The sequence below is a fragment of the Micromonospora sp. NBC_01392 genome, assembly GCF_045040125.1.
Taxonomy (GTDB): Bacteria; Actinomycetota; Actinomycetes; order Mycobacteriales; family Micromonosporaceae; genus Micromonospora.
Genome location: NZ_CP109549.1, coordinates 1,472,287 through 1,497,126 on the forward strand (window position 1 = coordinate 1,472,287; position 24,840 = coordinate 1,497,126).

A 24,840-nucleotide genomic window follows, 5' to 3' on the forward strand; every position below is an offset into this window, starting at 1 on the left:
GCCGGGCGGCGCGGTTCGGTCAGCAGAACGCCGGCTTGACCCAGGAGCACTCCCGACCCTCCGGAACCCGTGGTGAGTCCGGTGCGGTCGGCACGGTCCGCCGGGCGGTCGCCGTCTCCTTCTCGGTGTACGTGGCCAGCGCGATCGCGATCTGGTCCTCCAGCCCCTTGACCGACGAGGTCAGGTAGTTGTTGAGCACGATCGAGAAGGCCAGCAGCCGGCCGTCGGCGTCGGTGACGTAGCCGGAGAGGCCGGACGCGCCGGTCAGGCTGCCGGTCTTGGCGTGCACGTTGTTCGCGGCGGCGGTGCCCGTCATCCGGCTGCGCAGCGTCCCGCCGACGAGCCGGTCGGCGTTGCCGGCCACCGGCAGCGCGGCGTACCAGGTGTCGAACCAGGGCTCGGCGCGCACCGCGGAGAGCAGCGTCACGAACTGGGCGGGCGGGATCAGGTTGCGCCGGGACAGACCGGAGCCGTCACGCTGGCGCAGTGTGCCGGTGTCCATTCCGGCGTCGCCGACGTACTCGCCGATCGCGGCCAGGCCGGCGGCCCAGGTGCCGGAGCCGGAGAGCATCCGGCCCAGCTCCTTGGTGAGCACCTCGGCGTGCCCGTTGTTCGAAAGCTTGAGGAACGGCACCATGAGGTCGGCCAGCGGCATCGAGTCGTGCCGCGCCAGCGGCCGGGCGGTGTCCGGGGTGGCCGTGCCGAGCACGGTCCGGCCGAGGACCCGTACGCCGTGCCGGCGCAACGCCGACCGGAAGACGTCGGCGGCGTACCCGGTCGGTTCCCAGACCGTCACCCAGTCGCTCTCGGCGGCCTGGCCGACCGCGATCTGGCCGGTCACCACGACGGTGTTGCTCCCGTGCTCCCGCTCGATGGAGACGGTGGTCTCGCCGCCGGTGACCGTCTCGGCCCGGTTGTCGATGTGCAGCCAGCCGTTGTCCGGGGTCATCGAGACCTTCGGCCGGACGCCGGCCCGCGCGCCCGGCGCGACGTCGACGATCACGGTGCCGGCGTCGTAGTCGGTGTCCGGCGCGACGGTCAGCGCGGACACCTGCGCGGCGTAGTAGTAGGGCTCGTCGTCCCAGGTCCAGTCCGGACCGAGCCGGGTGCGGTCGTAGCGGGTGTCGTCGGCGACCAGGTCACCGGCCACCACCCGTACGCCGGCGGCGGCGACCTGCGCGGCGAGCCGGTCATAGTCCGCCGCGAGCATGGTCGGGTCGCCGCCGCCGCGCAGGTAGAGGTCGCCGGAGAGCAGCCCGGCGCGGCGCGGCCCGGCGGCGCTGACGTCGGTGGTGAAGCGGTGCCCCGGGCCGAGCAGTTCCATCGCCGCCGTCGAGGTGAGCAGCTTGGTGTTGGAGGCGGGGACGAGCCGGCGGGTCCCGTTGCGGTCGTAGAGCGTGCGGCCGGTGGTGGTGTCGACCACGACCACGCCCGCCTGCGCACCGTCGAGCCGGCTGTCCGCGAGGATCGCGTCGATGGTCGCGTGCAGCCGGGTCTGCGCCGGGGTGGGCGCGTCGGCCGTGGCGGTGGTGGTGCCGGCGGTGGCCGCGGTGGCGACCAGCACCAGCGCCGCGAGCGCCCGGGGAAAGAGACGACGATGCATGTGCAGATGCTGCCATGGTGCTTTCCTGCGGGAAAGAGTCCGGGGCGAAAGGTTATTGCCGGACTCAGGTCCGCGGCGTCGCCACCCGCTCCGCCGGCCCGGGTCCGCCCGCTCCCGGGCGCAGGATCAGCGGTGCGACCAGGGCGGCGAGTGCGCCGCCCAGCAGCGGGAAGACGATGAAGACCCAGAGTTGGCGCAGCGCGGTGCCGCCCTGGAACAGGGCCGGACCGAACGACCGCGCCGGGTTGACCGAGGTGCCGTCCAGTGTGAGGCCGACCAGGTGCGCGGCGGCCAGGGCGAGACCGATCGGCACTCCGGCGAACGCGGCGTGCTCGCCCCGCCCGGTCACCACCAGCACCACCAGGACGAAGAGGAACGTCAGCACCGTCTCCAGCACGGCGGCGCCGCCCAGGTTGATGTGCGCGCCGTAGCCGTTGGTGCCGAGCGCGCCGGTCTGGTCGACCACGTCACCCCATCGGGTGAGCGCCCAGATCACGAACGCGGCGACAGTGGCGCCGGCGAACTGCGCGACCCAGTACAGGACCGCGCCCAGCGGGGAGATCTTCCCGGAGAGCAGCACGCCCAGGGTCACCGCCGGGTTGATGTGGCTGCCGGAGAGCGGCCCCATCGTGTACACCAGCGCCAGCATGGTGAAGCCGAAGGCCAGGGCGACCACCACCACGCCACCCTGGACCCGGGCGAAGACGGCGCTGCCCACGCCAAAGAAGATCAACAGCAGCGAGCCGAGGAACTCGGCGACGTACCTGCGTGGGTCGTTCATGCCCCGAGCATAGGGAGCGGCCGACGGTGTCGGAGGAGAAACCGCTGCTCACGCCCGATCACCCGGCTCTATTTGACGGATCCACCGGCAGCGGGCACGGTGGGTGGTGAGGGGCCGTCCGACCGCCCCCCTTATTGCGGCGAAACAGCGTTTCGTCCGCTTCCGGGTCGCGAGCCGACCGCGTGGGCCGAGTCGCCCGCGAATCCGAGAAACCAGCCATGAGGAGTTCCGCCATGCTGACCATGACCGACAACGCCGTCCTGGTGATCCGTGACCTCGCCGCCCAGCAGGACGTGGCCGACGCGGGTGGGCTGCGCATCGCCGCCGACACCGAGGCCGGCGCGCTCTCCATCGAGCTGGTCCCGGCGCCCGTGCAGGGCGACCAGGTGGTCGACGACCAGGGGGCGCGGATCTTCCTGGACCCGGACGCCGCCGAGCTGCTCGACGACACCTCGGTCGATGCGGTGGTGGACGAGGAGGGCGTGGTCCAGTTCGGTTTCACCGAGAAGGAGTGACTCAGCCGGCCCGGCGGGCCTCCCCGCCGCGCTGCGGCCGGCCGGCGCGCCCCCACTCCGGGGCGTCCTGGCCGGGCCGCCACGAACCGCCGCGCTGCTCCCGGTCCGGTCGGACCAGCGCGGCCAGCACGTGGGCCAGGTGGTGGGACGTGCTCCAGGCGATCCAGTTGGCCGGCGAACCCGCACCCGCGCCGCGCCGGGCCCGGCGCAAGACCTCGTGGTCGCCCCAGGAGAAACCCGACCCGGCCGCCGGCCAGTGCGGGGCGGCCACCAGCGTGCGGCACAGGTCGGCGAGGCGCTCGTCGCCCCGACCGCCCCGCCGGCACCAGCGGTAGATCCACCACGCGCCGTCGTCCGCCCACCGCAGCGTCGGCAGCCGGTCGCCGGGCGCGTCCGCGTCGCGCACCGCGCACCCCACCCCGTAGTCGGCGTAACCCAGTCGCAGGTCGGCCAGGCGTTGCCAGAGCAGCCAGTCGTAGCGGTCCAGGCGGACCGGCTCGTCGACCGGGAGCCGGGACAGCGCCGGCGGCATCCCGCCCGCCGCCACCGTCACCGTGCGCCAGGCGTGCCGCCGGGCCCACTGGGCCGCGCGTCGCACCCGTGGCTCGGCCAGCCGGACGTCGGCCAGGCAGCACACGTCGCCCGCGTCCAGCAGCAGGTCGCACTGCTCCGGCACCAGCCCGGTGGACCGCCACACCCGTTCCGCCGCGGCGGTGGCGGCGTCCGGGCCGACCCGGTCCGGCCCGATCCTCAGCCGGACCACCGCCCGGCCCGCCCCGGCCCGGGCCGCCGCGCCGTGCGCGCCCAGCCGCCGGTCACTCTCCGCGAGACCGATCACCGGCATCAGGGGTACGCCCCAGCGGACCGGGTCGTGTTCCGGGGTGTCCGGCAGCGCCGACACGTCGACGGCCGGCAGGAGCGTGGCGGGCAGCCGTCGCAGCGCCTCCACCGGGCCCGGCTCGTCCGCCGGCACGTCGACGATCGGGGCGAGCAGCGCGGCGGCGGTGTCGTCGAGGTGGGTCAGGGCCTCCCACTCGCCCCGTCGGCCGGCCAGCACGGGACGGTAGACCGGGTCCGGCGGCCAGCCGCCGGGTGCGGACACCATACTTCAATGTAGCGGCTCGATTGCTCTCCGTCACCGCCTCCTTTCGGGTGGTCAGCGTCCCCGTTGACACGACGGAGGCGCGGTGGTGGCATGGTCTCCGCGGGCACGGCCGGGCATGGACGGGCAACCATGACCACCCCTGAGCCGCCCCGTGCCCCGGGTCGGCCCGCCCGGAAGGCCACCCCCATGACCCCGCAGTCCCGCCTCCGGCTCGGCGCGGCCCTGACCGCCGCCGCGGCCGCGCTGCTCGTCGCCGGTCAACTGCCCGCGCTCGCGGTCGACGACCCGCCCGCGCCGGTGACCGGCAACGCCACCCACTTCGACGGCCTCGGCTCCCCGTACGGCGGCTGCGGCCTGCCCCAGTCCGAACTGGACTCGCCGGACTTCGTCGCGCTCAACGTCTACGACCTGCCCGGCGACTACACGTCCTATCCGGTCCGGCCGCTGCCACCGGACCAGGCGAACCGGATCGGGCTGTGGAACAACGGCCTCAACTGCGGCCGGTTCGTCCGGGTGACCATCGGGGACCGGTGTACCGGCACCAACGACGGCGCGCCGGGCCAGCCGTTCTGCCGCAACGGCTCCTGGGTCGCCGACGGCTACAACGGCGCCACCCTGACCATGGTGGTCGCCGACTCCTGCGGCGACGGCAACGCCTGGTGCCGGGACGACCGGAACCATCTGGACCTGTCCACCGCCTCGCTGAACCGCTTCGCGCGCGGCGGTGTCCCGGTCGGTGACCTCTATCCGAGCCACTGGAACAACCGGCAGGTCTCCTGGTCGTTCGTGCCGGCGCCCGACTACTCCGGTGACCTCCGGATCGCGTTCCTGCGCGGCGCCCAGCGGTACTGGCCGGCCATCGCGGTGTCCCACCTGCCCAACGGCATCCACGGGGTGGAGTACCTGGCCGACGGGGTGTGGCGGGCCGCCACCATGAACAGCGACATGGGCCAGTCGTACGTGCTCGGTGCCACCGCCGCCGGCGGCGTCGACTTCCAGATCCGGGTGCGGGACGTCACCGGCGCGCTGGTGGGCGGCGGCCGGGTGTACCGGTTCGCGCTGCCGGCCTCGTGCGGCGGCACCTGCTCCGCCGCGTACACGCCGGTCAGCTACACCACGTCGGACGGTCCGACGGCTCCGCCGACCGGGTCGCCGAGCCCGACCGCGTCACCGAGCCCGACGGCGTCACCGGGTCCGACCGCGTCACCGGGTCCATCCGGAGCGGGGTGCGCGGCGGCGTGGACGGTCACCGGCGCGTGGGCCGGCGGCTTCCAGGCCGAGGTGACGGTCCGCAACACCGGTACGTCCGCCGCCACCGGCTGGCGCAGCGAGGTCGCCTTCGCCGGTGGGCAGCGGCTGGTGAACGCCTGGAACGCCGGCGCGACGCAGTCCGGCGCGCGGGTGACCGCGACGAACGCGTCCTGGAACGGTGCGTTGCCGGCCGGCGGCACCACCAGTTGGGGCCTGGTCGTCTCCGGCGACAACCAGCCGCCGACCGAGCTGAGCTGCACGCTGCGGTGACCACGGCGGGGCCGGGCGCGGATCCGCTCCGCACCCGGCCCCGGCCGGCGTTCAGTCGTCGTCGCCGTGGCGACCGTGGTCGTCGTCCCGGTCGTGCGAACCGTGGTCGTCGCGCCCACTCCGGTCGTCCGTGCCGGCCCGCTGCCGCTCGGCCTCCAGCACGGCGCCGGTCGCCCGGTCGACCTTGACCTCGTGACGCCAACCGTCGCGGGTGACCTTGACGCTCCACGCCGGACGGCCGTGCTCGGTCTCCGCCTCGATCTCGGTGACCCGGCCGCCACCGGTGCGGGCCAACGCCACCTCGGCGGCGCGCTGCCGGCTCACCGTGCCGCCGGCCGCCCGTGCCGGACCCGCGTCGTCGTCCGTACCCCGGCGGGCCGGGTTGTCCTCCCGACCGGTGCCCGCCGGGGCACGGTCGTCGTCGGCCGTGCCCCGGCGGGCCCGGTCGTCCCCGCCGCCGGTCGCCGACCGGGCCGGGTTGTCCTCACCGCCGGTGCCGGTCCGGGCCGGGTTGTCCTCGCCGCCCGCGCCGGTCCGGGCCGGGTTGTCCTCGACGGTCACGGCGGCCGGGGCGGTGCGGCCGGTCGACCGGTCCGCCGCGGTCGTGCCGAGCGCCGCGCCGGTCACCGCCAGCACGGCGACTCCACCGGCCGCCGCCAGCATCAGGGAGGTACGTCGCATGGTTGCCACCTTTCCTCGGTTCGTGTCGTCGAGACTGCGCGCCGGACGGTCGGGGCCGCGCTAGCCGACAGACAACGCCGGGTTAAGGCGCGTGGTCGTCGTCGGCCGGGAAAATCGCTGTCCGTCGCCGGAGCCCGGTGGTAGACAGCCGGGGTGTCCGAGACGCTGGAGTTTCCCGAGTTGCTGCGGTTGATCGACGAACGGTCGACCGCGTTCCGGGCGGCGGTCGCCGCTGCGCCCGACCTGGACGTCCAGGTGCCGACCTGTCCGGAGTGGACACTGTTCGACCTGGCCCGGCACCTGGGCGAGGGGCGCCGCTCCTGGGCCGCCACGGTGGCCGCCGGGCCGGGCGCCCCGGCCAAGGTGGTGCCGGCCGGCCCGCCCGCGCCCCGGGACCGTGCCGCGCTGCTGGACTGGCTGGCCACGTCGACGCGGCAGCTCCTGGACGAGCTGCGGGCGGCCGGCCCGGAGCGCGGCTGCTGGACCTGGTGGGGGACGTCGCAGTCGCCGTCGACCTGTGGCGCGGTCGCCCGGCACCAGCTCCAGGAGGTCGCGGTGCACACCTACGACGCCCAGCTCACCGTGGGCGCCGCGCAGCCGCTGCCGGTCGAGGTGGCACTCGACGGGGTGGAGGAGTTCCTGTTCACCTGCTGCACCACCACGGCCGGGTGGCCGCACGGGCCCGCCGCCGTCGACTACCACAGCACCGAGGGCCGCTCCTGGCGTCAGTCGCTCTCCGCCGACGGGGTGACCGCCGCCCGACTGCCCGATCCGGCTGTCGGCGTAGGCCCGGCCGACGCCGCCGCCCACGGCACGGCCGGCGACCTGGTGCTGTCCTTCTACGGCCGCATTCCGCTGGACGCGCTGAAGATCGACGGTGACCGGGGCCTGTTCGACAAGCTCGTCGAGTGGGAGCCGGAGTAGGGCGCGGGGCCGTCAGGCAGACGGCGCGGCACCGAGCCGGAGCACCACCCGGGCCCCGCCACCGTCGGCGGCCGACAACTCCAGCCCACCGCCGCTCGCGCGGGCGGCCCGCTCGGCGATGTCCAGACCGAGCCCGGTCGACCCGGCCCGGCTGGCGCCGCGTCGCACCGGGCCGGGCGGCAGCCCCGGGCCGGCGTCGGCCACGGTGAGCGCCACCCGGTCCGGCTCCGCCGCGAGCCGCACCGTGAACGGGGTGCCGTCGGGCGTGTGGGCGAAGACGTTGCCCAGCAACGCGTCCACGGCGGCGGCCAGCTCGTCACCGCTCAGCCGCACCGGCAGCGGGCCGGGGGCGAGGTCGAGCGTCACGGTCCGGCCGGTGTCCTCCGCGAGCACCGACCAGAACGTCACCCGCTCGCCGACCACGGTGGCCGCGTCGCAGCCCCCGCCGGTGGCCGCCGTGCCGCTGCGCCACCGGGCCCGTTGGATCACCCCGGTCACCGCCCGCTCCAGCCCGTCCGCCGCCGCGGTCAGCCGGGCCGCGTCGTCCGGGTCGCGCAACGACTCGGCCTCCAGCCGCAGTGCCGTCAACGGGGTACGCAGCCGGTGGGACAGGTCGGCCACCTGTTCGCGCTCCTCGCGCAGCAGGATCTGGATCCGCTCGGCCAGGTGGTTCAACGCGCCCGCCACCTCGCGCAACTCGGCCGGCCCGGCCGGTTCGACACGCGCGTCCAGCTCCGCGTTGGCGAGCCGGTGCGAGACGGCGGACAGCGCCGTGATCGGCCGGACCAGCGTGCCGGCCAGCCGGTCGGCGACCACCAGGCCGACCAGCACGAGCAGCGCGCCGAGCAGCGCCAACACCAGCCAGGCGCGGGTCACCCCGGCGGTCAGCTCGGCGCGGGGAACCAGCGTACGGATCACTCCGGTCCCCTCCGGGCGGCCCTGCACCGCGACCACCACCTCCCGCCCGGCGGCGGACTCGACGGTCAGGCTCCGCCCCCGGGCGGCCAGCGTGACCGCCGGGGTACGCGGCGCCGGCGCGCCGAGCACCGTGCCGTCGGCGAGGAAGACGCTCACCTCACGGCCGGTGTCGACGGCGAGCTGGTCCACGGTCAGCCGGACGGTCTCCGGCGTGGCGGTGCCGACCACGGTGACCAGGAGCTGCACGTCGGCGGTGGCCCGGGCGGTCGCGCGGTCCGCGGCGACGGTGCGCACCAGCACGGCCAGCGGCACCAGGAACGCGACCATGACGAGCACCCCGACGGCCGCGACCAGCAGGGTCAGCCGGCGCCTCACCGGTCCTGCTCCGGCACGTCGAGCCGTACGCCCACGCCGCGCACCGTGTGCAGGTAGCGGGGCGCCTGGGCGCTCTCGCCGAGCTTGCGGCGCAGCCAGGACAGGTGCACGTCGACCGTCTTGTCGGCGCCGCCGTACGGGATCCGCCAGACCTCGGTCAGCAGCTCCCGTTTGGTGACGACCTGCCCGGGGCGGCCGGCGAGGTGGTGCAGCAGGTCGAACTCGCGGGGGGTCAGCTCCACCGGCGTGCCGTCCAGCGTGACCTGCCGGGACCGCCTGTCGATGCGGAGCCCGCCGAGCACCAGCGCTGCCTCCGTCGCGCCGCCGCCGGCCGAGCGGCGCAGCACCGCGCGGACCCGCGCGTCCAGTTGCGCGGCGGTGAACGGCTTCACCAGGTAGTCGTCCGCGCCGGCGTCGAGCAGGCGCACGATCTCCACCTCGTCGTCGCGGGCGGTCGCCACCACGACCGGCACCGTGCTGACCGCGCGCAGCATCCGCAGCAGCTCGGCGCCGTCCAGATCGGGCAGCCCGAGGTCGAGCACGACCAGGTCGGGCCGGTCGTCCAGGGCGTCACGCAGCCCGCCCAGGGCGGTCGACGCCGCGGCGACGGCGTGCCCGTACTCCCGGAGGGCGCGCAGCAGCGGAGTGCGGATGGTCAGGTCGTCCTCGATGAGCAGCAGGCGCGCCACGCAAGGGAGGGTAGCCGTTCGGCGGGCCGGCGACGGGGTCCGTTAACCGGACCTTAGCGTCGCCCTACGACCGCCCCGACCCGGCGCGGGGCAGACTCGGGGCATGGATCGCCGTACCCTCCTCGCCGTCACCGGCTGGCTGGCCACGACCGTGGCGGCCACGCTCGTCGGGCTGGCCGCCGTCGACCTGGCCGGCGCGGGCATCATCGGCACCGCGGGCGGGGTGCGGACCGAGCGGGACGTCGCCCGCGCGCTCGCCGTACCCGATCCGGGGGCGGGTGGCGCGACGAGCGTGAGCCCGGTCGCGACGCCGACCGGGACGCGGTCCGGCGCCGCGACGCCGACCGGCGCCCAGCGGGGCTTCGTGACGGACGGCGGCAGCGTGCTCGCCGAGTGCGGGCCGGGCGGCGTCCGCGTGGTGGCGTCGTCCCCGGCGCCCGGGTACCTGACGAAGGACGCCGACCGGGGGCCCGACGATCACGTCGAGGTCCGCTTCGTGGGCGGTGGTCGGGAGTACGAGGTGCGGCTGCGCTGCCGGGGTGGAGTGCCGACGCGGGACCCGGAAGACTGAGTATTCGCAGCTCAGAGCCGTCGACTGTCCAAGATCGGACAGTGCTGTCGCTGGTTGGTGGGCGGTGGGGCGGCATAGCTTCGAGAAGCAGGGGAGTGATCGTCGCGGATCGCTCGGCGCACCACGAACGCCTCCCGCCGGCGTACCGGCGGGAGAAGGGACCACCATGTCCAGCCCCAGATCGAGGAGGGGAGCGACCGGTCAGCCCACCCCGAGCGCGCGGGAGGCCGCGCACGTCGACGCGCAGATCGACTCGTGCTCGTCGGCCGGGCTGCCGCCGACCGCCCGGGTGTTGTTCGCCGTCGTCGACGCGAACGGCACGCTGGTTCGCGGCCTGGGCGCGACCTCGGCCACCCGGCTCGCCGCCGGGATGTACCAGGTGGCCTTCGACCAGGACGTCGCCGGAGCGGCCTACGTCGGGACCGTCGGCCCCGCCAACGGGGGCGGGCTCGCCCAGCAGGGCGTCATCACGGTGGCGCCCCGGGCCGGCATCGCCAACGCGGTCTTCGTCGAGACGCACGCCGCGAGCGGGCACGCGGACCGGCCGTTCCACCTGGCCGTGCTCGCCTGAGCGGGCCGGACACGAGCGCGCGGCGCCGCACGACCGTCCGGTCGTCACGTCGCCGCGCTCTGGCCGTCTCCCACCGGCGCAGCCGTACGGCGGTACGTCAGCGGGGACCTGGCTCGACCGGCCCAGCTCGCAACCGGTCTTGTGTCCTGCTGATGCCCGTCCGGCGGGGGTCCAAACCTGACCGGCGTGGGGAATTCCACCATCTGCCAGTCCCGGCGTGCTGGGCACGGGAACGGGGTATGAGCGGGCCATGGAGCATTTCACGATCGCGACCGTCGCCGAGAAGAGTCCCGACTTCCGCCGCGTGCTCTGGACCGGGGAGCACACCCAACTGGTCATCATGACCATCCCGCCGGGCGGCGAGATCGGCGAGGAGGTCCACGAGGGCATCGACCAGATCCTCACGTTCGTCAGCGGCACCGGCGAGGCGCGGGTGGCCGGCGAGAAGAAGGAGGTCGTCGCCGGCGACCTGGTGGTCGTGCCCTCGGGCACGAAGCACAACTTCCTCAACACCGGGCCCAACCCGTTGGTGCTCTACACCGTCTACGGCCCGCCGGAGCACGCCGACGGCGCGGTGCACAGGACGAAGGAGGAGGCGGACGCCGCCGAGGAGGCCGGCGAGGACGAGCCGCCCACGTCCTGACTGTTAAGAGGGGGCCCCTCCTATACCTGAAGCGTTAAGAAGGGGCCCCGCCTTGCACCAGGCCGGGGTATTTGAGGCCGGCGCCGGTGTTCAGGACGACGACGCGTTCACCGGGGCGGATCCAGCCGCCGGCGCGCAGGTGCCGGGCGGCGGTCAGGCAGGCCGCGCCCTCCGGGCAGAGCAGCAGCCCCTCCCGGGCGGCGAAGTCGCGCAGGTCGGCGACGATCTCCGCGTCGTCCACCGCGATCGCGGTGCCGGCGCTGTCCCGCAATGCGGTCAGCACCAGCTCGTCGCCGAGCGGGGCCGGCACGGTGATGCCGAACGCGAGCGTGTGCGCGTCCCGCCACGGGGTGGCGCGTGCCTCGCCGGCCGCGAACGCGCGCACGATCGGCGCGCAGCCGGTGGACTGCACGGCCACCAGCCGGGGCAGCTTGTCCTCCACCCAGCCCAGCTCGCGCAGCTCGTGCAACGCCTTGTGGATGCCGATCAGCCCGACGCCGCCGCCGGTGGGGTAGATGATGACGTCGGGCACCTGCCAGCCGAGCTGCTCGACGATCTCGTACCCCATGGTCTTCTTGCCCTCGAGCCGGTACGGCTCGCGCAGCGTGCCGGCGTCGAAGATCCGCCCGCCCGAACCGGCGACCAGCGCGGCGATCTCCCGGCCGGCGTCGTTGATCAGCCCGTCGACCAGCCGCAGGTCCGCGCCGGCGGCGAGGCACTCCTGCCGGCAGATGGTCGGCGCGGCCAGCGGCATGGCGATCGTCGCGCCCATCCCGGCCCGGGCCGCGTACGTCGCCCAGGCCGCGCCCGCGTTGCCGTTGGTCGGCATGGCGATCCGCTCGACGCCCAGCTCCCGGGCCCGGCTCACGCCGACCGCCGCGCCGCGCGCCTTGAACGAACCGGTCGGGGTGAGCCCCTCGTCCTTGACGATCAGCTCCGCCACGCCGATCTCGTGGCCGTACGCCCGGGCGTGCCACATCGGCGTCCAGCCCTCGCCCAGCGTGGTGACGAACCGCGGATCGGCCACCGGCAGCAGTTCCCGGTAACGCCAGAGGTCGGCCGGGCGGAGCCCGAACTGCTCCGGTGTCACGGTGGCGGCCACCGCGGCCAGGTCGTAGCGGGCCAGCAGCGGGGACCCGCAGTCGCACAGGTTCTGCAGCTTGTCGGCCGGGTGTTCCAGGCCGCAGCGCGGGCACTCCAGGTGCGTCAGGTGCACGGTGGTCCTCAGCTCGCGTCGATGCTCAGCCAGTGCCGGCTGCGCCGGCCCGGCTCGTACGGGGAGTCGAGGCGCTTCGCCACCACTCCGGGGAGCCGCTGCTCTCGGGCGGCCCGCAGGGCGTCCGCGCCGACCCCCGGGAACCACGGCGGAGTCTGCCAGTGCGGGCCGGTGAGCGCCAGACCGTCGAGCAGGTCGCGGCGTTGCGCGTACGGCACGTCGAGGCTGGACACGCCCTCCAGCCAGAGCAGGTCGACGGTGAGGAACTGACCGTCCCGCTTGGTGGGCGGCTTGACCCGCCCGGCCGGGTCGATGCGCACCAGCACCCCGTCCAGCACCACCTCGGTGGGGGCCAGCTCCTCGGCCATGGCCCGCAGCCAGGGGTGGTCGCCGGTGATCTCCGTGTCGTCGCCGTCGAGCAGCCGCAGCCGGCCGCCGGAGACGTACGCCATCGCCCGCACGCCCGCCCAGCGCGGCTCGTACCCCCAGGCGGCGGCGTCGCGCGGCAGCCGGCCGCCCTCGGTGGCGCGCATCGGGCGGACCAGCTCGGGCATCGGCGTCCAACCCGCCGGCGCCGGGTCGGTGCGGCGGACCATCCAGTCCCGACCCCGGCCGCCGGTGGCGAACAGGACGTACCGGCCCTTGGTGCGCGCGCCGTCGAGCACCACGATCACCTCGTCGTCGCGCCACTTCTCGGCGCGGTAGGTGCCGGTGTCGTGCACGGTCATCCGCCCGCCGCCGTACTCGCCGGCCGGGATCTCCCCGTGGAACGTCAGGTATTCCATCGGGTGGTCCTCGGTGTGCACGGCGAGGTGGTTGCGGCCCGGGTCGCGGGGCAGGCCGCGCGGCACCGCCCAGGAGGCCAGCACGCCGTCGTGCTCCAGCCGCAGGTCCCAGTGCAGGCTGCGGGCGTGGTGCTGCTGGATGACGAAGCGGGGCGCGCGCCGCGCGGCCCGCTTCCGCGCCGGGGGCCGCTCGGGCACCGGCTCCGGGGTACGCGCCGCGTCCCGCTTCCGCCGGTACTCCTCCAGCCGGTCCGCCACAGCCGTATTCTCCGGCATACCCGGCGCGCGCGCCGGCATGGCGACGGCGTTGCGGGGTAGAACGGTCGACATGGACCTCGACCAGCCCACCCTTCCGCTTCCCGGCGACGTCCGGATCCCGATCCTCGGCTTCGGCACCTGGCAGGCCACCGGCGAGGACGGCTACCAGGCTGTGCTCGCCGCGCTTGACGCCGGCTACCGGCACCTCGACACCGCCACGATGTACGGCAACGAGAAGGAGGTCGGGCGCGCGGTCGCCGAGAGCGGGCTGCGCCGCGAGGACCTGTTCATCACCACGAAGCTGCCGCCGGACCGGGTGGGCCGGGAACGGGAGACTCTCGAGGCGAGCCTGGCGGCGCTGGGCACCGAGTACGTCGACCTGTGGCTGGTGCACTGGCCGCCGTCCGCGCCCGGCGACAGCATCCCGGTCTGGCGGGAGATGCTGGCCGCCCGGGACGAGAACCTGGCCCGCGCCGTCGGGGTGAGCAACTACTCGACCGCGCAGCTCGACGAGCTGATCCAGGCCACCGAGGAGACGCCCGCGGTCAACCAGATCCGCTGGAGCCCGTCGTTGTACGACCGGCAGACGCACGCCGCCCACCGGGACCGGGGCGTGGTGCTGGAGGGCTACAGCCCGTTCAAGACCAGCGACCTGTCCGACCCGGTGCTGGTGCGCATCGCCCAGGCGCACGACGTCTCGCCGGCCCAGGTGGTGCTGCGCTGGCACATCGACCACGAGATCGTGGTCATCCCGAAGTCGGTCACGCCGGAGCGGATCCGGGCCAACGCCGACGTGTTCGGGTTCTCGCTGACCGCCGAGGAGATGCGCGACATCGACGCGCTCGGCGGCTGATCCGGCGTACGGGAAGGGGCGCGGTCCGCACGGACCGCGCCCCTCCTTGTCTCCGGTGGTCAGCCTCGGGCGCAGGCGGTTCCGTTGAGGGTGAAGCTGCTCGGCGCGGAGAAGCTGCCGTTCAGCGTCGCCTGGTAGCCGAAGTTGGTCGACGCGCCGGGGGCCAGCGTGCCGTTGTAGTCGACGTTGCGCGCGGTCACCGCCGAGCCGCTCTGCGACACGGTGGCGTTCCACGCGCTCGTCACGTTCTGCCCGGAGGGCAGGTTGTAGTTGAGCGTCCAGCCGTTGATGGTGCTGTTGCCGGTGTTCTTGACGGTCACCTCGGCGGTGAAGCCGTTGTTCCACACGTTCGTCGACCGGTAGGTCACGGTGCAGGCCGAGCTGCCCGAGGGCGGCGGCGTGGTGGTGGGCGGCGTCGAGGTGGGCGGCGGGTTGCTGCCGCCGGTGTTGACGCTCTGGGAGAACGAGTTCACGGCCAGGCCGACCCCGCCCTGCCACGGCTCGAAGCCGGCCTGGATGCTGGTGAGGTACCAGTCGTTGGTGATCGCGCCCCGGTTGCGGGTGTCGTTGATGAACGCCAGCGCGTCGAAGCTGAAGCTGGGGATGGCGGACGGCGCCACGTACGAGATGACGTTGTTGGAGCCGTTGCTGCCCCGCCAGACCTCCCAGGTCCGGCCCGCGATGTTCGTGTTGCCGACCGGGGAGCCGATGGGCTGGATCGAGCCCTGCCGGTTGAGCCAGATCATGATCTCCATCTGGTTCACGCCGTCCTTCTTGGGCGACGGGTCGAGCCAGATGTCGTACGCGGCGTCATAGATCGCGCCGCTGACGTAGTTGTAGCTGATGCTGGCCGGCGCGCTGCTGATGTTCTTCACCTGCACCGGCAGGTTCGTGCCGGGGGAGCAGTTGGTGTAGTGGCAGCCCACGAAGATCGACGGGTAGGAGACCGGCGCCCCGTTGGTCGGCGCGGAGCCGTCCGCCCGGGTGATCGAGAAGCCGGTCGAGGTCACGTTGATGCACTGCTGGGCGCTGGTGCCCCAGCGGTTGTTCTGCACCACGTACTTACCACCGATGGTGGTGGAGCCGTACTGGTCGCAGATCTGGGTGTCGGCGGAGGCGGTGCCGCCGAGCGCGACAGCGACGATGCTGCCGGCGGCCAGCAGGCCGGCGACGGCGATGGCCCTGAGTGAACGCTTCATGATGCTCCTTGGCTCGGCGCGGGGGCGCCGGTGGTGTCGAGGGATACGTGCGGGAGCGCTCCCATGTTCACCAGGACACATTTACATGTTTGAAATCGATGCGCAACTGAACCGGTTAAGAAGGGCAAGGAGGGGCCTTCGGGCACTTCCGTGGGCCCGGTCGCAGCGAGTAGTGTCTTGCCTCCAACGCGTTCCGACCCCCTCCCGGAGGCGTACCCCACGATGGGTGGTTCTCCCCTGCGCATCCTCGTCGTCGGCGCGGGCGTCGCCGGCCTCGCCGTGGCCCGGGCGCTGCGCCTGGCGGGGTTCCGGCCGGACGTCACCGACCGGCTGCCGCCCGGCGAGCGCACCGAGACCGGCCTCTACCTCCCCGGCAACGCGGCGCGGGCGATGCGCCGACTCGACCTGGACGGGCCGCTGCGACCACTCGGTGAGGTGATCCACCGACAGCGCTTCCTCGACGCCGCCGGCGCGCCGCTGTGCGAGGTCGACCTGGACACGCTCTGGGCCGGGGTGGGGGAGTGCCGGGCCCTGCCCCGCGCCGAGCTGCACCGGGTGCTGCTCACCGGCGCCGGCGGCGCGGTCCGCCACGGCGCCGAGGTGAGCACCGTCGACCCCCACCCCGCCGGCGTCACCGTCGGCTTCACCGACGGCACAGGCGGCGAGTACGACCTGGTCGTCGGCGCGGACGGACCCCGCTCCGCGGTCCGCACGCTGGCCGCCCTCGGTGGTCCGCCCCGCCCCGCCGGGCAGGTGGTCTACCGCGCCGTGGTGCGCGACGGCCCGCCGGTCACCGACTGGACCGCCCTGCTCGGCCAGCGGGCCGGCTTCCTGATGGTGCCGCTCGGCGCCGGCCGGCTCTACTGCTACGCCGACGAGGCCGGCACCGCGTTGCCCGCCGACCCGCTCGCCCGGCTGCACGAGCTGTTCGACGGCTACGGCGGCCCGGTGCCCGAGGTGCTCGCCGCGCTGGAGACGGTGCACGTCGAACGCACCGAGGAGGTCGAGCTGGGCCGCTGGTTCCACGGCCGGGTGCTGCTGGTCGGTGACGCCGCTCACGCCGTCGCGCCGACGCTCTCCCAGGGCACCGCCATGGCGTTGGAGGACGCGGTCGTGCTCGCCGAGTCGCTCCAGGCCGCCGGCAGCGTCGACGCCGCGTTGATCGCGTACGAGAGTCGGCGTCGGCCGCGTACCCGCTGGGTGCGGGACCGGACCCGGGACCGCAACCGCACCCGCGACGTGCCGCCGGCGCTGCGCGACCCGTTGCTGCGCGGACGCGGCGGTCGGATCTTCGGCGAGCACTACCGACTTCTCACCGGCCCGCCGTAGAAGCGCCGAAGATCGTAGCCGCCCACCCCACGCGGCGGGGCCACCTACCGGGGACTATCCTCCTTGCGGATGACGGCTGCGCCGATGACCAGCGCGCCGAGCGGGACAACCCAGAACCGGAGGCCACTCGTGACCACCGTCGCACCCAAGCCGGTCGTGACCCGGCCCTGGCCGGTCCGCGAGCCGGTCAAGGGGTCGGCCCTCGCGCGGCTGCTGCGCACCACGGACGCGAAGCAGATCGGGATCATGTACATGGTCACCGCGTTCGCGTTCTTCATGATCGGTGGCCTGATGGCCCTGATCATGCGCGCCGAGCTGGCGCGACCGGGGCTGCAGTTCCTGTCGCCCGAGCAGTACAACCAGCTCTTCACCATGCACGGCACGATCATGCTGCTGTTCTTCGCGACGCCGATCGTGTTCGCCTTCGCGAACTACGTGGTGCCGCTGCAGATCGGCGCGCCCGACGTGTCGTTCCCCCGGCTGAACGCGTTCGCGTACTGGCTCTACCTCTTCGGCGGCACGCTGGCCGTCGCCGGCTTCATCAGCCCCGGCGGCGCGGCCGACTTCGGCTGGACGGCCTACACGCCGCTGAGCAGCGTCGAGCACTCGCCGGGCGTCGGCGCCAACATGTGGGTGGTCGGCCTCGCCATCTCCGGTCTGGGCACCATCCTCGGCGCGGTCAACCTGATCACCACGATCCTGACCCTGCGCGCGCCCGGCATGACCATGTTCCGGATGCCGATCTTCACCTGGAACATGCTGGTCACCAGCCTGCTGGCCATCCTGGTCTTCCCGCTGCTGGCCGCCGCGCTGTTCGCGCTCGCCGCGGACCGCCTGCTCGGCGCCCACGTGTACGACCCGGCGACCGGTGGGCCGATGCTCTGGCAGCACCTGTTCTGGTTCTTCGGGCACCCCGAGGTCTACATCGTGGCGCTGCCGTTCTTCGGCATCATCACCGAGATCATCCCGGTCTTCTCCCGGAAGCCGATCTTCGGCTACAAGGGCCTGGTGGCCGCCACCGTCGCCATCGCCGCGCTGTCGATGAGCGTGTGGGCACACCACATGTTCGCCACCGGCCAGGTGCTGCTGCCGTTCTTCAGCTTCCTGAGCTACCTGATCGCGGTGCCCACCGGCATGAAGTTCTTCAACTGGATCGGCACCATGTGGCGGGGCCAGGTCACGTTCGAGACGCCGATGCTCTGGGCGATCGGCTTCCTGGTCACGTTCCTCTTCGGTGGCCTGACCGGGGTGCTGCTGGCCAGCCCGCCGATCGACTTCCACCTGCACGACTCGTACTTCGTGGTGGCGCACTTCCACTACGTGCTGTTCGGCACCATCGTGTTCGCGGTCTTCGCCGGCATCTACTTCTGGTTCCCGAAGATGTTCGGCCGGATGCTGGACGAGCGGCTCGGCAAGATCCACTTCTGGCTGACCATGATCGGCTTCCACACCACGTTCCTGGTGCAGCACTGGCTGGGCGCCGAGGGCATGCCCCGCCGGTACGCCGACTACCAGGCCGACGACGGCTTCACGACGCTGAACATGGTCTCCACCATCGGCGCGTTCATCACCGGCATCTCGACCCTGCCGTTCATCTGGAACTGCTGGAAGTCGTACAAGACCGGCCCGGTGGTCGAGGTCGACGACCCGTGGGGCCACGGCAACTCGCTGGAGTGGGCCACCACCTGCCCGCCGCCGCTGCGGAACTTCGACCGGATGCCGCGGATCCGCTCCGAGCGGCCCGCGTTCGACGCGAAGTTCCCCGAGCTGGCCGCCGGGCAGAGCGTCGCCGGCCCGCCGGAGGGTGGTGCCAAGCCGCTGACCAGCGAGGTCAACGGTGGCGCCAGCTACCAGGAGGACACCGCCGGGAACCTCGACCAGCGCTGACCCGATCAGCCCACGACGGGCGCCGCACCCCTCCCGGGGCGCGGCGCCCGTCGCCTTTCTCTCCCGTGTCCTTCCCCTCGTGTCGCCCCCGCCCTCGTCCTGCCCGGTGATCAAGGAGTTCGCGTCGGCGATCGGCCACCGCCCCGACGCAAACTCCTTGATCACCGGCGTGAGCCCGCCGGGCCCGGCACCGCACCAGCAGCCCGCACGACCAGACCGCCGGCCGCGCGCCCAGGCGCCCCGGCGATCATGAGGTTGGCGGTGTGACACGCCGGCCCGGAACCCGTCAACCTCATGATCGCCGGGGCGGAGCCAGGCCGTCGTCCCTGTTGGGTCGGGGCCGGGCCCGGCGCTGACGCGAACCCCTTGATCACCGGTAACGGGGGGTGGGGCGGGGGTGGGGGTGGTCAGGGGGTGGTGGGGGCCAGTTCGGGAGCGGGCTTGGCGGCGCCGGGGGCGGACGGCGGGGTGCGGCGGTGGCGCAGCTCGACCGGGAGCACGACCAGCGCCACCAGGACGCCGACCGCGCCGGTGACCGCGAAGCCCCAGGCCGGGGCGGAGGCGTCGATCACCGCGCCGGCCAGCGGCGCGCCCAGGGCGATGCCGACCGTGACGGCGGAGCCGTGCAGACCCATCGCCAGGCCGCGCACGTCGGGCGGGGCCAGCCGGCTGACCGCGTCCGCGGTGGCCGCGATGGTGGGCGCGCAGAGCGCGCCGGTCGGGATCAGCGCCAGGCCGAGCAGCCACCAGTGCGAGCCGCCCAGCCCGACCGGGATGGTCGTGAGGCTGAGCGCCGCCACCAGCGCCAGCGGGGAGAACGAGCGGCGTACCGCGCCGTAGGCGAAGCCGCCCACCAGCGAAGCCACCGCCCAGACGGCCAGCACCACGCCGGTCCAGCCGACCTCGCCGCCGGCCCGGAGCACCGCCACCACGGCGACGTCGGTGCCGCCCAGCACCAGCGTGGCGGCCAGGCTGACCGCCAGCACGGAGAGCAGGCGCGGGGTGAGCCACTCGCGCCTCGGCACCGCACGTCGTGGGCCGGCCGGCTCGTCGACGCCCCGGGTCGGCGGGTTCAGCAGCCAGAAACAGATGCCGGAGGCGACGATGCCGGCGCCGACCGCCCAGAGCGTGAGGCGCGGCGTGACGGTGGTCGCCAACGCCACCGCGGCCGCGGGGCCCACCATGAACGACAGCTCGACCGACATCGAGTCCAGCGCGTACGCCGGGCGGCGTTGCTCCGTCGGGACCAGCGCGGCGATGGACTGGCGGACCACCGAGAAGACCGGCAGCGCGAGCAGCCCGGCCAGGAACGCGGCGGGCAGCAGCACCGGGTAGGAGAGGGTGGGCGCGGCGGCCCAGAACACGCCCTCGACGATCGTGCAGAGCAGCAGCACCGGCCGCAGCCCGTGGCGGTCGACGAGCCGGCCGAGCAGCGGCGCGCCGATCGCCGTGCCGACGGTGGCCGCGGCGCCGACCAGGCCGGCGGCGCCGTAGCCCCGCCCCAGGTCGAGCACCACGTAGAAGGTGAGCGTCACCCCGACCGCGGTCAGCGGGATGCGGGCCAGCACGGACACCAGCAGCAGCGAGCGCAGGCCGGGCAGGGCGAGCGCCTCCCGGTAGGGCTTCAGGTTCACGACGGCCGCACCTCCGGCGCCATCCTGGGCCGGAGGTACGACAGTCGCAAGCGATTACCTGGTCAAGCGGCCTTGATCACAGGGGCACCGACCATGGCGACACCGGCGCCGTCGAGCGCGCGCAACGCCACGTCGAGCGTCTCCGGCGCGACGGCGGCGGTCAGCTCCAGCAGCACGGTGGTCCGGAAGCCCTCCCGGGCGGCGTCCAGCGCGGTCGCGCGGACGCAGTGGTCGGTGGCGATGCCGACCACGTCGACCCGGTCCACGTCGTGCCGGCGCAGCCAGTCGGCCAGGCACTCGCCGTCGGGCGCGTGCCCCTCGAAACCGGAGTACGCGGCCGCGTGCTCGCCCTTGTGGAAGATCGCCTCCACCCGGCCGGTCTCCAGCTCGGGGTGGAACTCGGAGCCGGACGTGCCGACCACGCAGTGCCGGGGCCAGGAGTCGACGAAGTCCGGCGGGTCACCGAAGTGCGCGCCCGGGTCGACGTGGTAGTCCTTGGTCGCGACCACGTGGTCCCAGCGGTCCGGCTCGGCGGCGAGCAGCCGGGAGATGCCGCCGGCCACCCCGGCACCGCCGCCGACCGCGAGGGAGCCGCCCTCGCAGAAGTCGTTCTGCACGTCCACGATGATCAACGCGTTCGCCATCTGGTCGGTCCCTTCTCAGGTCGCGGGTACGACGGTCACCGGCACCGCCGGGTCGCCGCCGGAGAGCTTGAGCCCCTCCCACGGGATGGAGATCAGGCACTCTCGCAGGTGTTCCCGGGACTCGTCCAGCGTCGGCAGCGTCACCGGCTCGCCGGACACCACGTACGAGTGCTGGAGCAGCCGGTCGTTGGGCTGCCGGTCCGGCACGCCCTGCGGCACGATGACCTCCTCGGTGGCGGTGCCGGTCGGCTTGTGCCGGCGGACGGCGACCTTCCGGCCGCCGATGGTGGACTTGTGCTCGGAGCGCTTGACCACCGGCCGCCCCTCCACCTCGACCAGCTTGTAGACCAGGCCGGCGGTGGGCGCGCCCGAGCCGGTCACCACCGCGGTGCCGGCGCCGTACATGTCGACCGGCTCGGCGGCGAGCGAGGCGATCGCGTACTCGTCCAGGTCGCCGGAGACGATGATCTTCGTTTCGGTGGCGCCGAGCGAGTCGAGCAGCTCACGGGACTGCTGGGCGATCACCGCCAGGTCACCCGAGTCGATCCGGACCGCCCGCAGTTCCGGCCCGGCCACCGCGATGGCGTTGCGGATGCCCTGCGCGATGTCGTACGTGTCGACCAGCAGCGTGGTGTCCTTGCCCAGCGTGGCGACCTGGGACGCGAACGCGGTCCGCTCGTCGTCGTGCAGCAGCGTGAACGCGTGCGCGGCGGTGCCGGCGGTCGGGATGCCGTACCGCTGCCCGGCGGCCAGGTTGGAGGTGAACCGGAACCCGGCCAGGTACGCCGACCGCGCGGCGGCCACCGCGGCCTCCTCGTGCGCCCGGCGGGAGCCCATCTCGATCAGCGCCCGGCCCCGGGCGGCGGTGACCATCCGGGCCGCCGCCGCGGCGATCGCGCAGTCGTGGTTGAGCACGGAGAGCACCAGCGTCTCCAGCACCACGCACTCGGCGAACGAGCCGGACACGGTGAGGATCGGTGAGCCGGGGAAGAACAGCTCGCCCTCGGCGTAGCCGTCGACGTCGCCGGTGAAGCGGTAGTCGGCCAGCCACTGCGCGGCCCGGTCGTCGACCACGCCCGTCCGGCGCAGGAAGTCGATCTCCGTCGGGTCGAACCGGAAGTCGCGGATCATCTCGATCAGCCGGCCGGTGCCGGCGACCACCCCGTAGCGGCGGCCGGCCGGCAGCCGCCGGCTGAACACCTCGAAGACGCAGCGTCGGTCGGCCGTGCCGTCCTGAAGCGCGGCGCTGACCATGGTCAGCTCGTAGTGGTCGGTCAGCAGTGCGGGGCGAAGGGTGCTCACCGCCCCAGCCTAGAGTTCAGGCCGGATCGGTGCCGTCGTGCCCCGGCATCGAACCCAGCGCGGCCCGCAGCTCGCTACGGCGGGTGACGCCGAGCTTGCTGTAGACGCGTTGCAGGTGGTTCTCCACCGTGCGGGTGGAGAGGAACAGCCGTTCCGCGATCACGCGGCTGGTCAGCCCGGTGGCGGCGAGGCGGGCGATCTCCCACTCGCGGTCGCTGAGCGCCGGCCGGAGCAGCCGCAACGCCGGGGTGGAGATCTCGTCGCAGCGGCGCAGCAGGTCGGCGAGGCGTTCCCGGGCCGCCCCCGGAACGCCGGCCCGGGCGTCCCGCATCCGGTGCAGCGCCATCGCGGTCGCCTCGGCGGCGTAGACGACCAGCTCCCGGTCGGCGAAGCCGTCGGCGACCGTGAGCAGGTCGTCCGGGGAGCCGTCGAGCGCGGCCCGCGCGAACCGGGCGACCAGCGGCGGCAGCACGCCGTCGATCTGTTCGGAGAGTTCCGCCAGGCGCTGCGCCACCGAGCGCCGGCCGCCGTCGGTGCAGGTGGGGCCGACCGGCGCGGCGGCCTGGTCGAGCCGGACCAGGTCGAGCAGGACGAGCAGCTCGTGGCCGGCGAGGCCGTCCTCGCGCAGCCGGTCGGCCAGCGCGCAGAGGTGCTTGACGGCGCCCGGCAGGTCACCGGCCACCGCCTGCGCGGCGCCCCGGGCCTGCTCCAGCCACGGGTAGAGGACCGCCATCCCGGGCGCGTGCGTGCGGTCCGCCTCGGCCATCGCCTCGGCGGCGTGCGCCGCGTCCCCGCGCAGCGCCGCGGCCTGGGCGCGCTCGGCGTGGGCCAGGCCGGCGTAGACCCGGCTGGTGGTGAGCACCGCGCAGGCGCCCAGGCTGGTCCGGAGCGCGTCGCCGCCGCGCCCGCGCAGCCGTGCCGCGTACGCCTGGAGGATGGCCAGGTAGCCGCTGCCGAGCCGGAAGTCGCCGGCGCCGGCGAGATCGGCGAACTCGTCGGCGACGATCGCGTCGATGCCGGCCAGGTCGCCGGCGAGCGCCAGCCGGGTGCCCCGGGCCAGTTCCATGGCGAGCTGGAGGTAGGGCATGTCGGAGCGCCAGCACGCCGCCTCGGCCTGCACCCGGGCGATCGCGGTGGCGCTGCGCCGGTACTTCCCCTGCGCGGCCTGGAGGTGGGCCAGCGTGCAGCGGGCCAGCTCCCGGGCCGCCATCGGCGCGGCGGGGCGGTCCAGCACCTCCTGGGCCAGCCGCACCGCGACGTCGACGTCCAGCCGGTGCAGCCGCATGATGGCCTCGAAGGCGCGGACCCGGGCCCGGTCGGCGGGATCGTCCAGCTCCGCGCCGCGGGCGGCGATCTCCTCCACGGTGGACTCCCGGTTGAGCCCCCAGTAGCTCACCATGCCCCGGACGGTCAGCCAGCGGCTGCGCCGCCGGTCGTCGTGGATCTCGCCGGCGACCTGGTCGAGCACCCGGATCGCCTCCTCCGGCCGGTCGCCGAACATGAGGATGGTGGCGAGCAGTTCCGCGGCGTCCGTGCCGCCGCCGGCCTCCAACGCGGCCCGGGCCAACCGGGTGGCCAGCGGCACGTCGTACCGGCCGAACGCCTGCATCGCGGCGTCGAGCAGCAGCGTCACGTTCTGCGCCGTACCCGAGTCGAGCCGCCACACCGCGACCCGCAGCAGATCGTCGCGACGGCGCTTGCCGACCTGTTCCAGCAGCTCGGCCAGGGTGGCCTGGAGTCGGCGGGTGCGGCTGACCGGGCAGTGCCGGCGCATCACCTCGCCGTAGAGCGGGTGGGCCAGCCGGACGTTGAGCCGCCGGTCGTCGCGGACCATCGCGATGAGCCCGCGTTCCTCGGCGGCCTCCACGTCCGCCGGCTCGACCGCCCGTTCCAGCAGGTGCAGGCCCAGCGGCTCGCCGAAGGCGACCAGCTCCACCACCGCCCGGACGCCCGGGGTCAGCCGGCCGATCCGGGTGTCGATCAGGTCGGTGAGGCTGGGCGCCAGCTCCAGCCGGCCGGTCCACCGCCAGATCCCGTACCTGCGGTCGAGCTCGTCGCCGGCGGCCAGCACCAGCTCGCGCAGCAGCAGCGGGTTGCCGGCGGAGAGCCGGAACAGCCGGTCGGAGGAGCCGGCGTCGACCGGGCCGCCGAGGATCGCGGCGAGCAGGCCGGTGGTCTCGCTGCGGCCGAGCGGGCCCAGCTCGACCAGGTCGACCAGGTCGTCGGTCCACAGCGCGCGGATCGGCAACGGGATCTGCTCGCCGTTGCGCAGCGTCCCGATCACGGTGGCGTTCTCCGAGCGGGCGACCAGGTGCACCAGCGCCGCCGAGGGCGGGTCGAGCAGGTGCGCGTCGTCGATGGCCAGCACGATGGGCCGGCCCGCGGCCTGTTCCTGGAGCAGATCCACCGCCCAGCGCAGGATGCCGGCGGGGGAGAGGCCCTGCGGTTGCGCGGCGGGGAGCACCTGGACCAGCCCGCCGAACGGCAGCGCGGCGGTGGTGGCGCTGGCCGCGACCGACCAGATCGCGAAGCGCTCGGGGGAGAGCGCGGCCACCCCCTCCCGCAGCAGGCGGCTCTTGCCCACCCCGGCGTCGCCGCTGAAGAGCAGGCCGCGCCCGTCCGGACCACCGATCGTGGATGACAGCCGGTGAAGTTCATCCGCTCGGCCGACGAACTCCCACCTGGTCATCGAGGCAGCATATCGATGGAATGCCCTCCGCGCGCACGCCGTCACGCAGTGAAGTTGAGTAATCTGGCAATTACTCGTGAGTACCGGATGTGTTCGGTGTCGGATGGCCGACACCCGTACTCTTCCGACATCCCCGCCGGGGACAGT

22 protein-coding genes are annotated in these 24,840 nt (G+C 74.0%); 9 read left to right on the plus strand and 13 right to left on the minus strand.

Annotated features, from left to right (window positions below):
* Window positions 1–19 precede the first annotated feature (19 nt).
* Together dacB and OG767_RS06925 are read right to left on the minus strand one after the other, a co-directional pair.
* Window positions 20–1,603 (minus strand): D-alanyl-D-alanine carboxypeptidase/D-alanyl-D-alanine-endopeptidase, encoded by a 1,584-nt coding sequence (gene dacB, locus OG767_RS06920; protein WP_405092662.1) that lies wholly within the window; start codon window positions 1,601–1,603, stop codon window positions 20–22.
* A 64-nt stretch (window positions 1,604–1,667) separates the two neighbouring features.
* Window positions 1,668–2,384 (minus strand): MIP/aquaporin family protein, encoded by a 717-nt coding sequence (locus OG767_RS06925; protein WP_405092663.1) that lies wholly within the window; start codon window positions 2,382–2,384, stop codon window positions 1,668–1,670.
* A gap of 233 nt (window positions 2,385–2,617) precedes the next feature.
* On the opposite strand from OG767_RS06925, the gene OG767_RS06930 reads away from it, so the two are divergent.
* Entirely contained in the window at window positions 2,618–2,899 is a 282-nt protein-coding gene (locus tag OG767_RS06930; protein ID WP_281936147.1) for an iron-sulfur cluster biosynthesis family protein, read from the plus strand.
* Between the two features lies 1 nt (window position 2,900).
* Here OG767_RS06930 and OG767_RS06935 read toward each other — a convergent pair whose 3' ends face one another.
* Window positions 2,901–4,004, minus strand: a complete 1,104-nt coding sequence (locus tag OG767_RS06935; RefSeq protein ID WP_405092664.1) for a beta family protein — start codon at window positions 4,002–4,004, stop codon at window positions 2,901–2,903.
* 186 nt (window positions 4,005–4,190) lie between these two features.
* On the opposite strand from OG767_RS06935, the gene OG767_RS06940 reads away from it, so the two are divergent.
* Window positions 4,191–5,525: a cellulose binding domain-containing protein gene (locus OG767_RS06940; protein WP_405092665.1), complete on the plus strand. Its 1,335-nt coding sequence runs from the start codon at window positions 4,191–4,193 to the stop codon at window positions 5,523–5,525.
* 51 nt (window positions 5,526–5,576) lie between these two features.
* Here the strand turns inward: OG767_RS06940 and OG767_RS06945 are convergent, their stop codons facing one another.
* The gene (locus OG767_RS06945; RefSeq protein WP_405092666.1) at window positions 5,577–6,206 is read right to left on the minus strand and encodes a PepSY domain-containing protein; all 630 of its coding nucleotides are present in this window, start codon (window positions 6,204–6,206) and stop codon (window positions 5,577–5,579) included.
* 153 nt (window positions 6,207–6,359) lie between these two features.
* On the opposite strand from OG767_RS06945, the gene OG767_RS06950 reads away from it, so the two are divergent.
* The gene (locus OG767_RS06950; protein ID WP_405092667.1) at window positions 6,360–7,130 is read left to right on the plus strand and encodes a maleylpyruvate isomerase family mycothiol-dependent enzyme; all 771 of its coding nucleotides are present in this window, start codon (window positions 6,360–6,362) and stop codon (window positions 7,128–7,130) included.
* Window positions 7,131–7,142: 12 nt separating this feature from the next.
* Here OG767_RS06950 and OG767_RS06955 read toward each other — a convergent pair whose 3' ends face one another.
* Window positions 7,143–8,423: an ATP-binding protein gene (locus tag OG767_RS06955; RefSeq protein WP_405092668.1), complete on the minus strand. Its 1,281-nt coding sequence runs from the start codon at window positions 8,421–8,423 to the stop codon at window positions 7,143–7,145.
* A complete protein-coding gene (locus tag OG767_RS06960; protein ID WP_405092669.1) occupies window positions 8,420–9,112 on the minus strand; it encodes a response regulator transcription factor in 693 nt (230 codons plus the stop codon). The genes OG767_RS06955 and OG767_RS06960 overlap by 4 nt, the downstream gene beginning before the upstream one ends.
* 103 nt (window positions 9,113–9,215) lie before the next feature.
* Between OG767_RS06960 and OG767_RS06965 the strand changes: the two genes are divergently transcribed.
* From OG767_RS06965 to OG767_RS06975, 3 genes are all read left to right on the plus strand, one after another.
* Window positions 9,216–9,683, plus strand: a complete 468-nt coding sequence (locus OG767_RS06965; protein ID WP_405092670.1) for a septum formation initiator — start codon at window positions 9,216–9,218, stop codon at window positions 9,681–9,683.
* A 166-nt stretch (window positions 9,684–9,849) separates the two neighbouring features.
* Window positions 9,850–10,254, plus strand: a complete 405-nt coding sequence (locus OG767_RS06970) for a hypothetical protein (RefSeq protein ID WP_405092671.1) — start codon at window positions 9,850–9,852, stop codon at window positions 10,252–10,254.
* A 250-nt stretch (window positions 10,255–10,504) separates the two neighbouring features.
* Window positions 10,505–10,897 carry a cupin domain-containing protein gene (locus tag OG767_RS06975; protein WP_405092672.1) on the plus strand — a complete coding sequence of 131 codons (393 nt, stop codon included), beginning with the start codon at window positions 10,505–10,507 and terminating at the stop codon, window positions 10,895–10,897.
* A gap of 34 nt (window positions 10,898–10,931) precedes the next feature.
* Here OG767_RS06975 and OG767_RS06980 read toward each other — a convergent pair whose 3' ends face one another.
* Window positions 10,932–12,113 carry a threonine synthase gene (locus OG767_RS06980; RefSeq protein WP_405092673.1) on the minus strand — a complete coding sequence of 394 codons (1,182 nt, stop codon included), beginning with the start codon at window positions 12,111–12,113 and terminating at the stop codon, window positions 10,932–10,934.
* 8 nt (window positions 12,114–12,121) lie between these two features.
* Entirely contained in the window at window positions 12,122–13,156 is a 1,035-nt protein-coding gene (locus tag OG767_RS06985) for a DNA polymerase ligase N-terminal domain-containing protein (RefSeq protein WP_405092674.1), read from the minus strand.
* Between the two features lie 70 nt (window positions 13,157–13,226).
* Between OG767_RS06985 and OG767_RS06990 the strand changes: the two genes are divergently transcribed.
* A complete protein-coding gene (locus tag OG767_RS06990) occupies window positions 13,227–14,009 on the plus strand; it encodes an aldo/keto reductase (protein WP_405092675.1) in 783 nt (260 codons plus the stop codon).
* Window positions 14,010–14,068: 59 nt separating this feature from the next.
* On the opposite strand, the gene OG767_RS06995 is transcribed toward OG767_RS06990, so the two are convergent.
* Entirely contained in the window at window positions 14,069–15,208 is a 1,140-nt protein-coding gene (locus tag OG767_RS06995; protein WP_405092676.1) for a GH12 family glycosyl hydrolase domain-containing protein, read from the minus strand.
* A 222-nt stretch (window positions 15,209–15,430) separates the two neighbouring features.
* Here OG767_RS06995 and OG767_RS07000 point away from each other — a divergent pair, with 222 nt between their 5' ends.
* Window positions 15,431–16,537 carry an FAD-dependent monooxygenase gene (locus OG767_RS07000; RefSeq protein ID WP_405092677.1) on the plus strand — a complete coding sequence of 369 codons (1,107 nt, stop codon included), beginning with the start codon at window positions 15,431–15,433 and terminating at the stop codon, window positions 16,535–16,537.
* 129 nt (window positions 16,538–16,666) lie between these two features.
* Window positions 16,667–18,424, plus strand: a complete 1,758-nt coding sequence (ctaD, locus tag OG767_RS07005) for a cytochrome c oxidase subunit I (protein WP_405092678.1) — start codon at window positions 16,667–16,669, stop codon at window positions 18,422–18,424.
* A 407-nt stretch (window positions 18,425–18,831) separates the two neighbouring features.
* Here ctaD and OG767_RS07010 read toward each other — a convergent pair whose 3' ends face one another.
* The 4 genes from OG767_RS07010 to OG767_RS07025 form a co-directional block, all read right to left on the minus strand.
* A complete protein-coding gene (locus OG767_RS07010) occupies window positions 18,832–20,058 on the minus strand; it encodes an MFS transporter (RefSeq protein ID WP_405092679.1) in 1,227 nt (408 codons plus the stop codon).
* A 62-nt stretch (window positions 20,059–20,120) separates the two neighbouring features.
* Window positions 20,121–20,702 (minus strand): isochorismatase family protein, encoded by a 582-nt coding sequence (locus OG767_RS07015; RefSeq protein ID WP_405092680.1) that lies wholly within the window; start codon window positions 20,700–20,702, stop codon window positions 20,121–20,123.
* 15 nt (window positions 20,703–20,717) lie between these two features.
* Window positions 20,718–22,004: a nicotinate phosphoribosyltransferase gene (locus OG767_RS07020; protein WP_396776320.1), complete on the minus strand. Its 1,287-nt coding sequence runs from the start codon at window positions 22,002–22,004 to the stop codon at window positions 20,718–20,720.
* Window positions 22,005–22,020: 16 nt separating this feature from the next.
* A complete protein-coding gene (locus tag OG767_RS07025; RefSeq protein ID WP_405092681.1) occupies window positions 22,021–24,693 on the minus strand; it encodes a LuxR C-terminal-related transcriptional regulator in 2,673 nt (890 codons plus the stop codon).
* Between the last annotated feature and the right edge of the window lie 147 nt (window positions 24,694–24,840).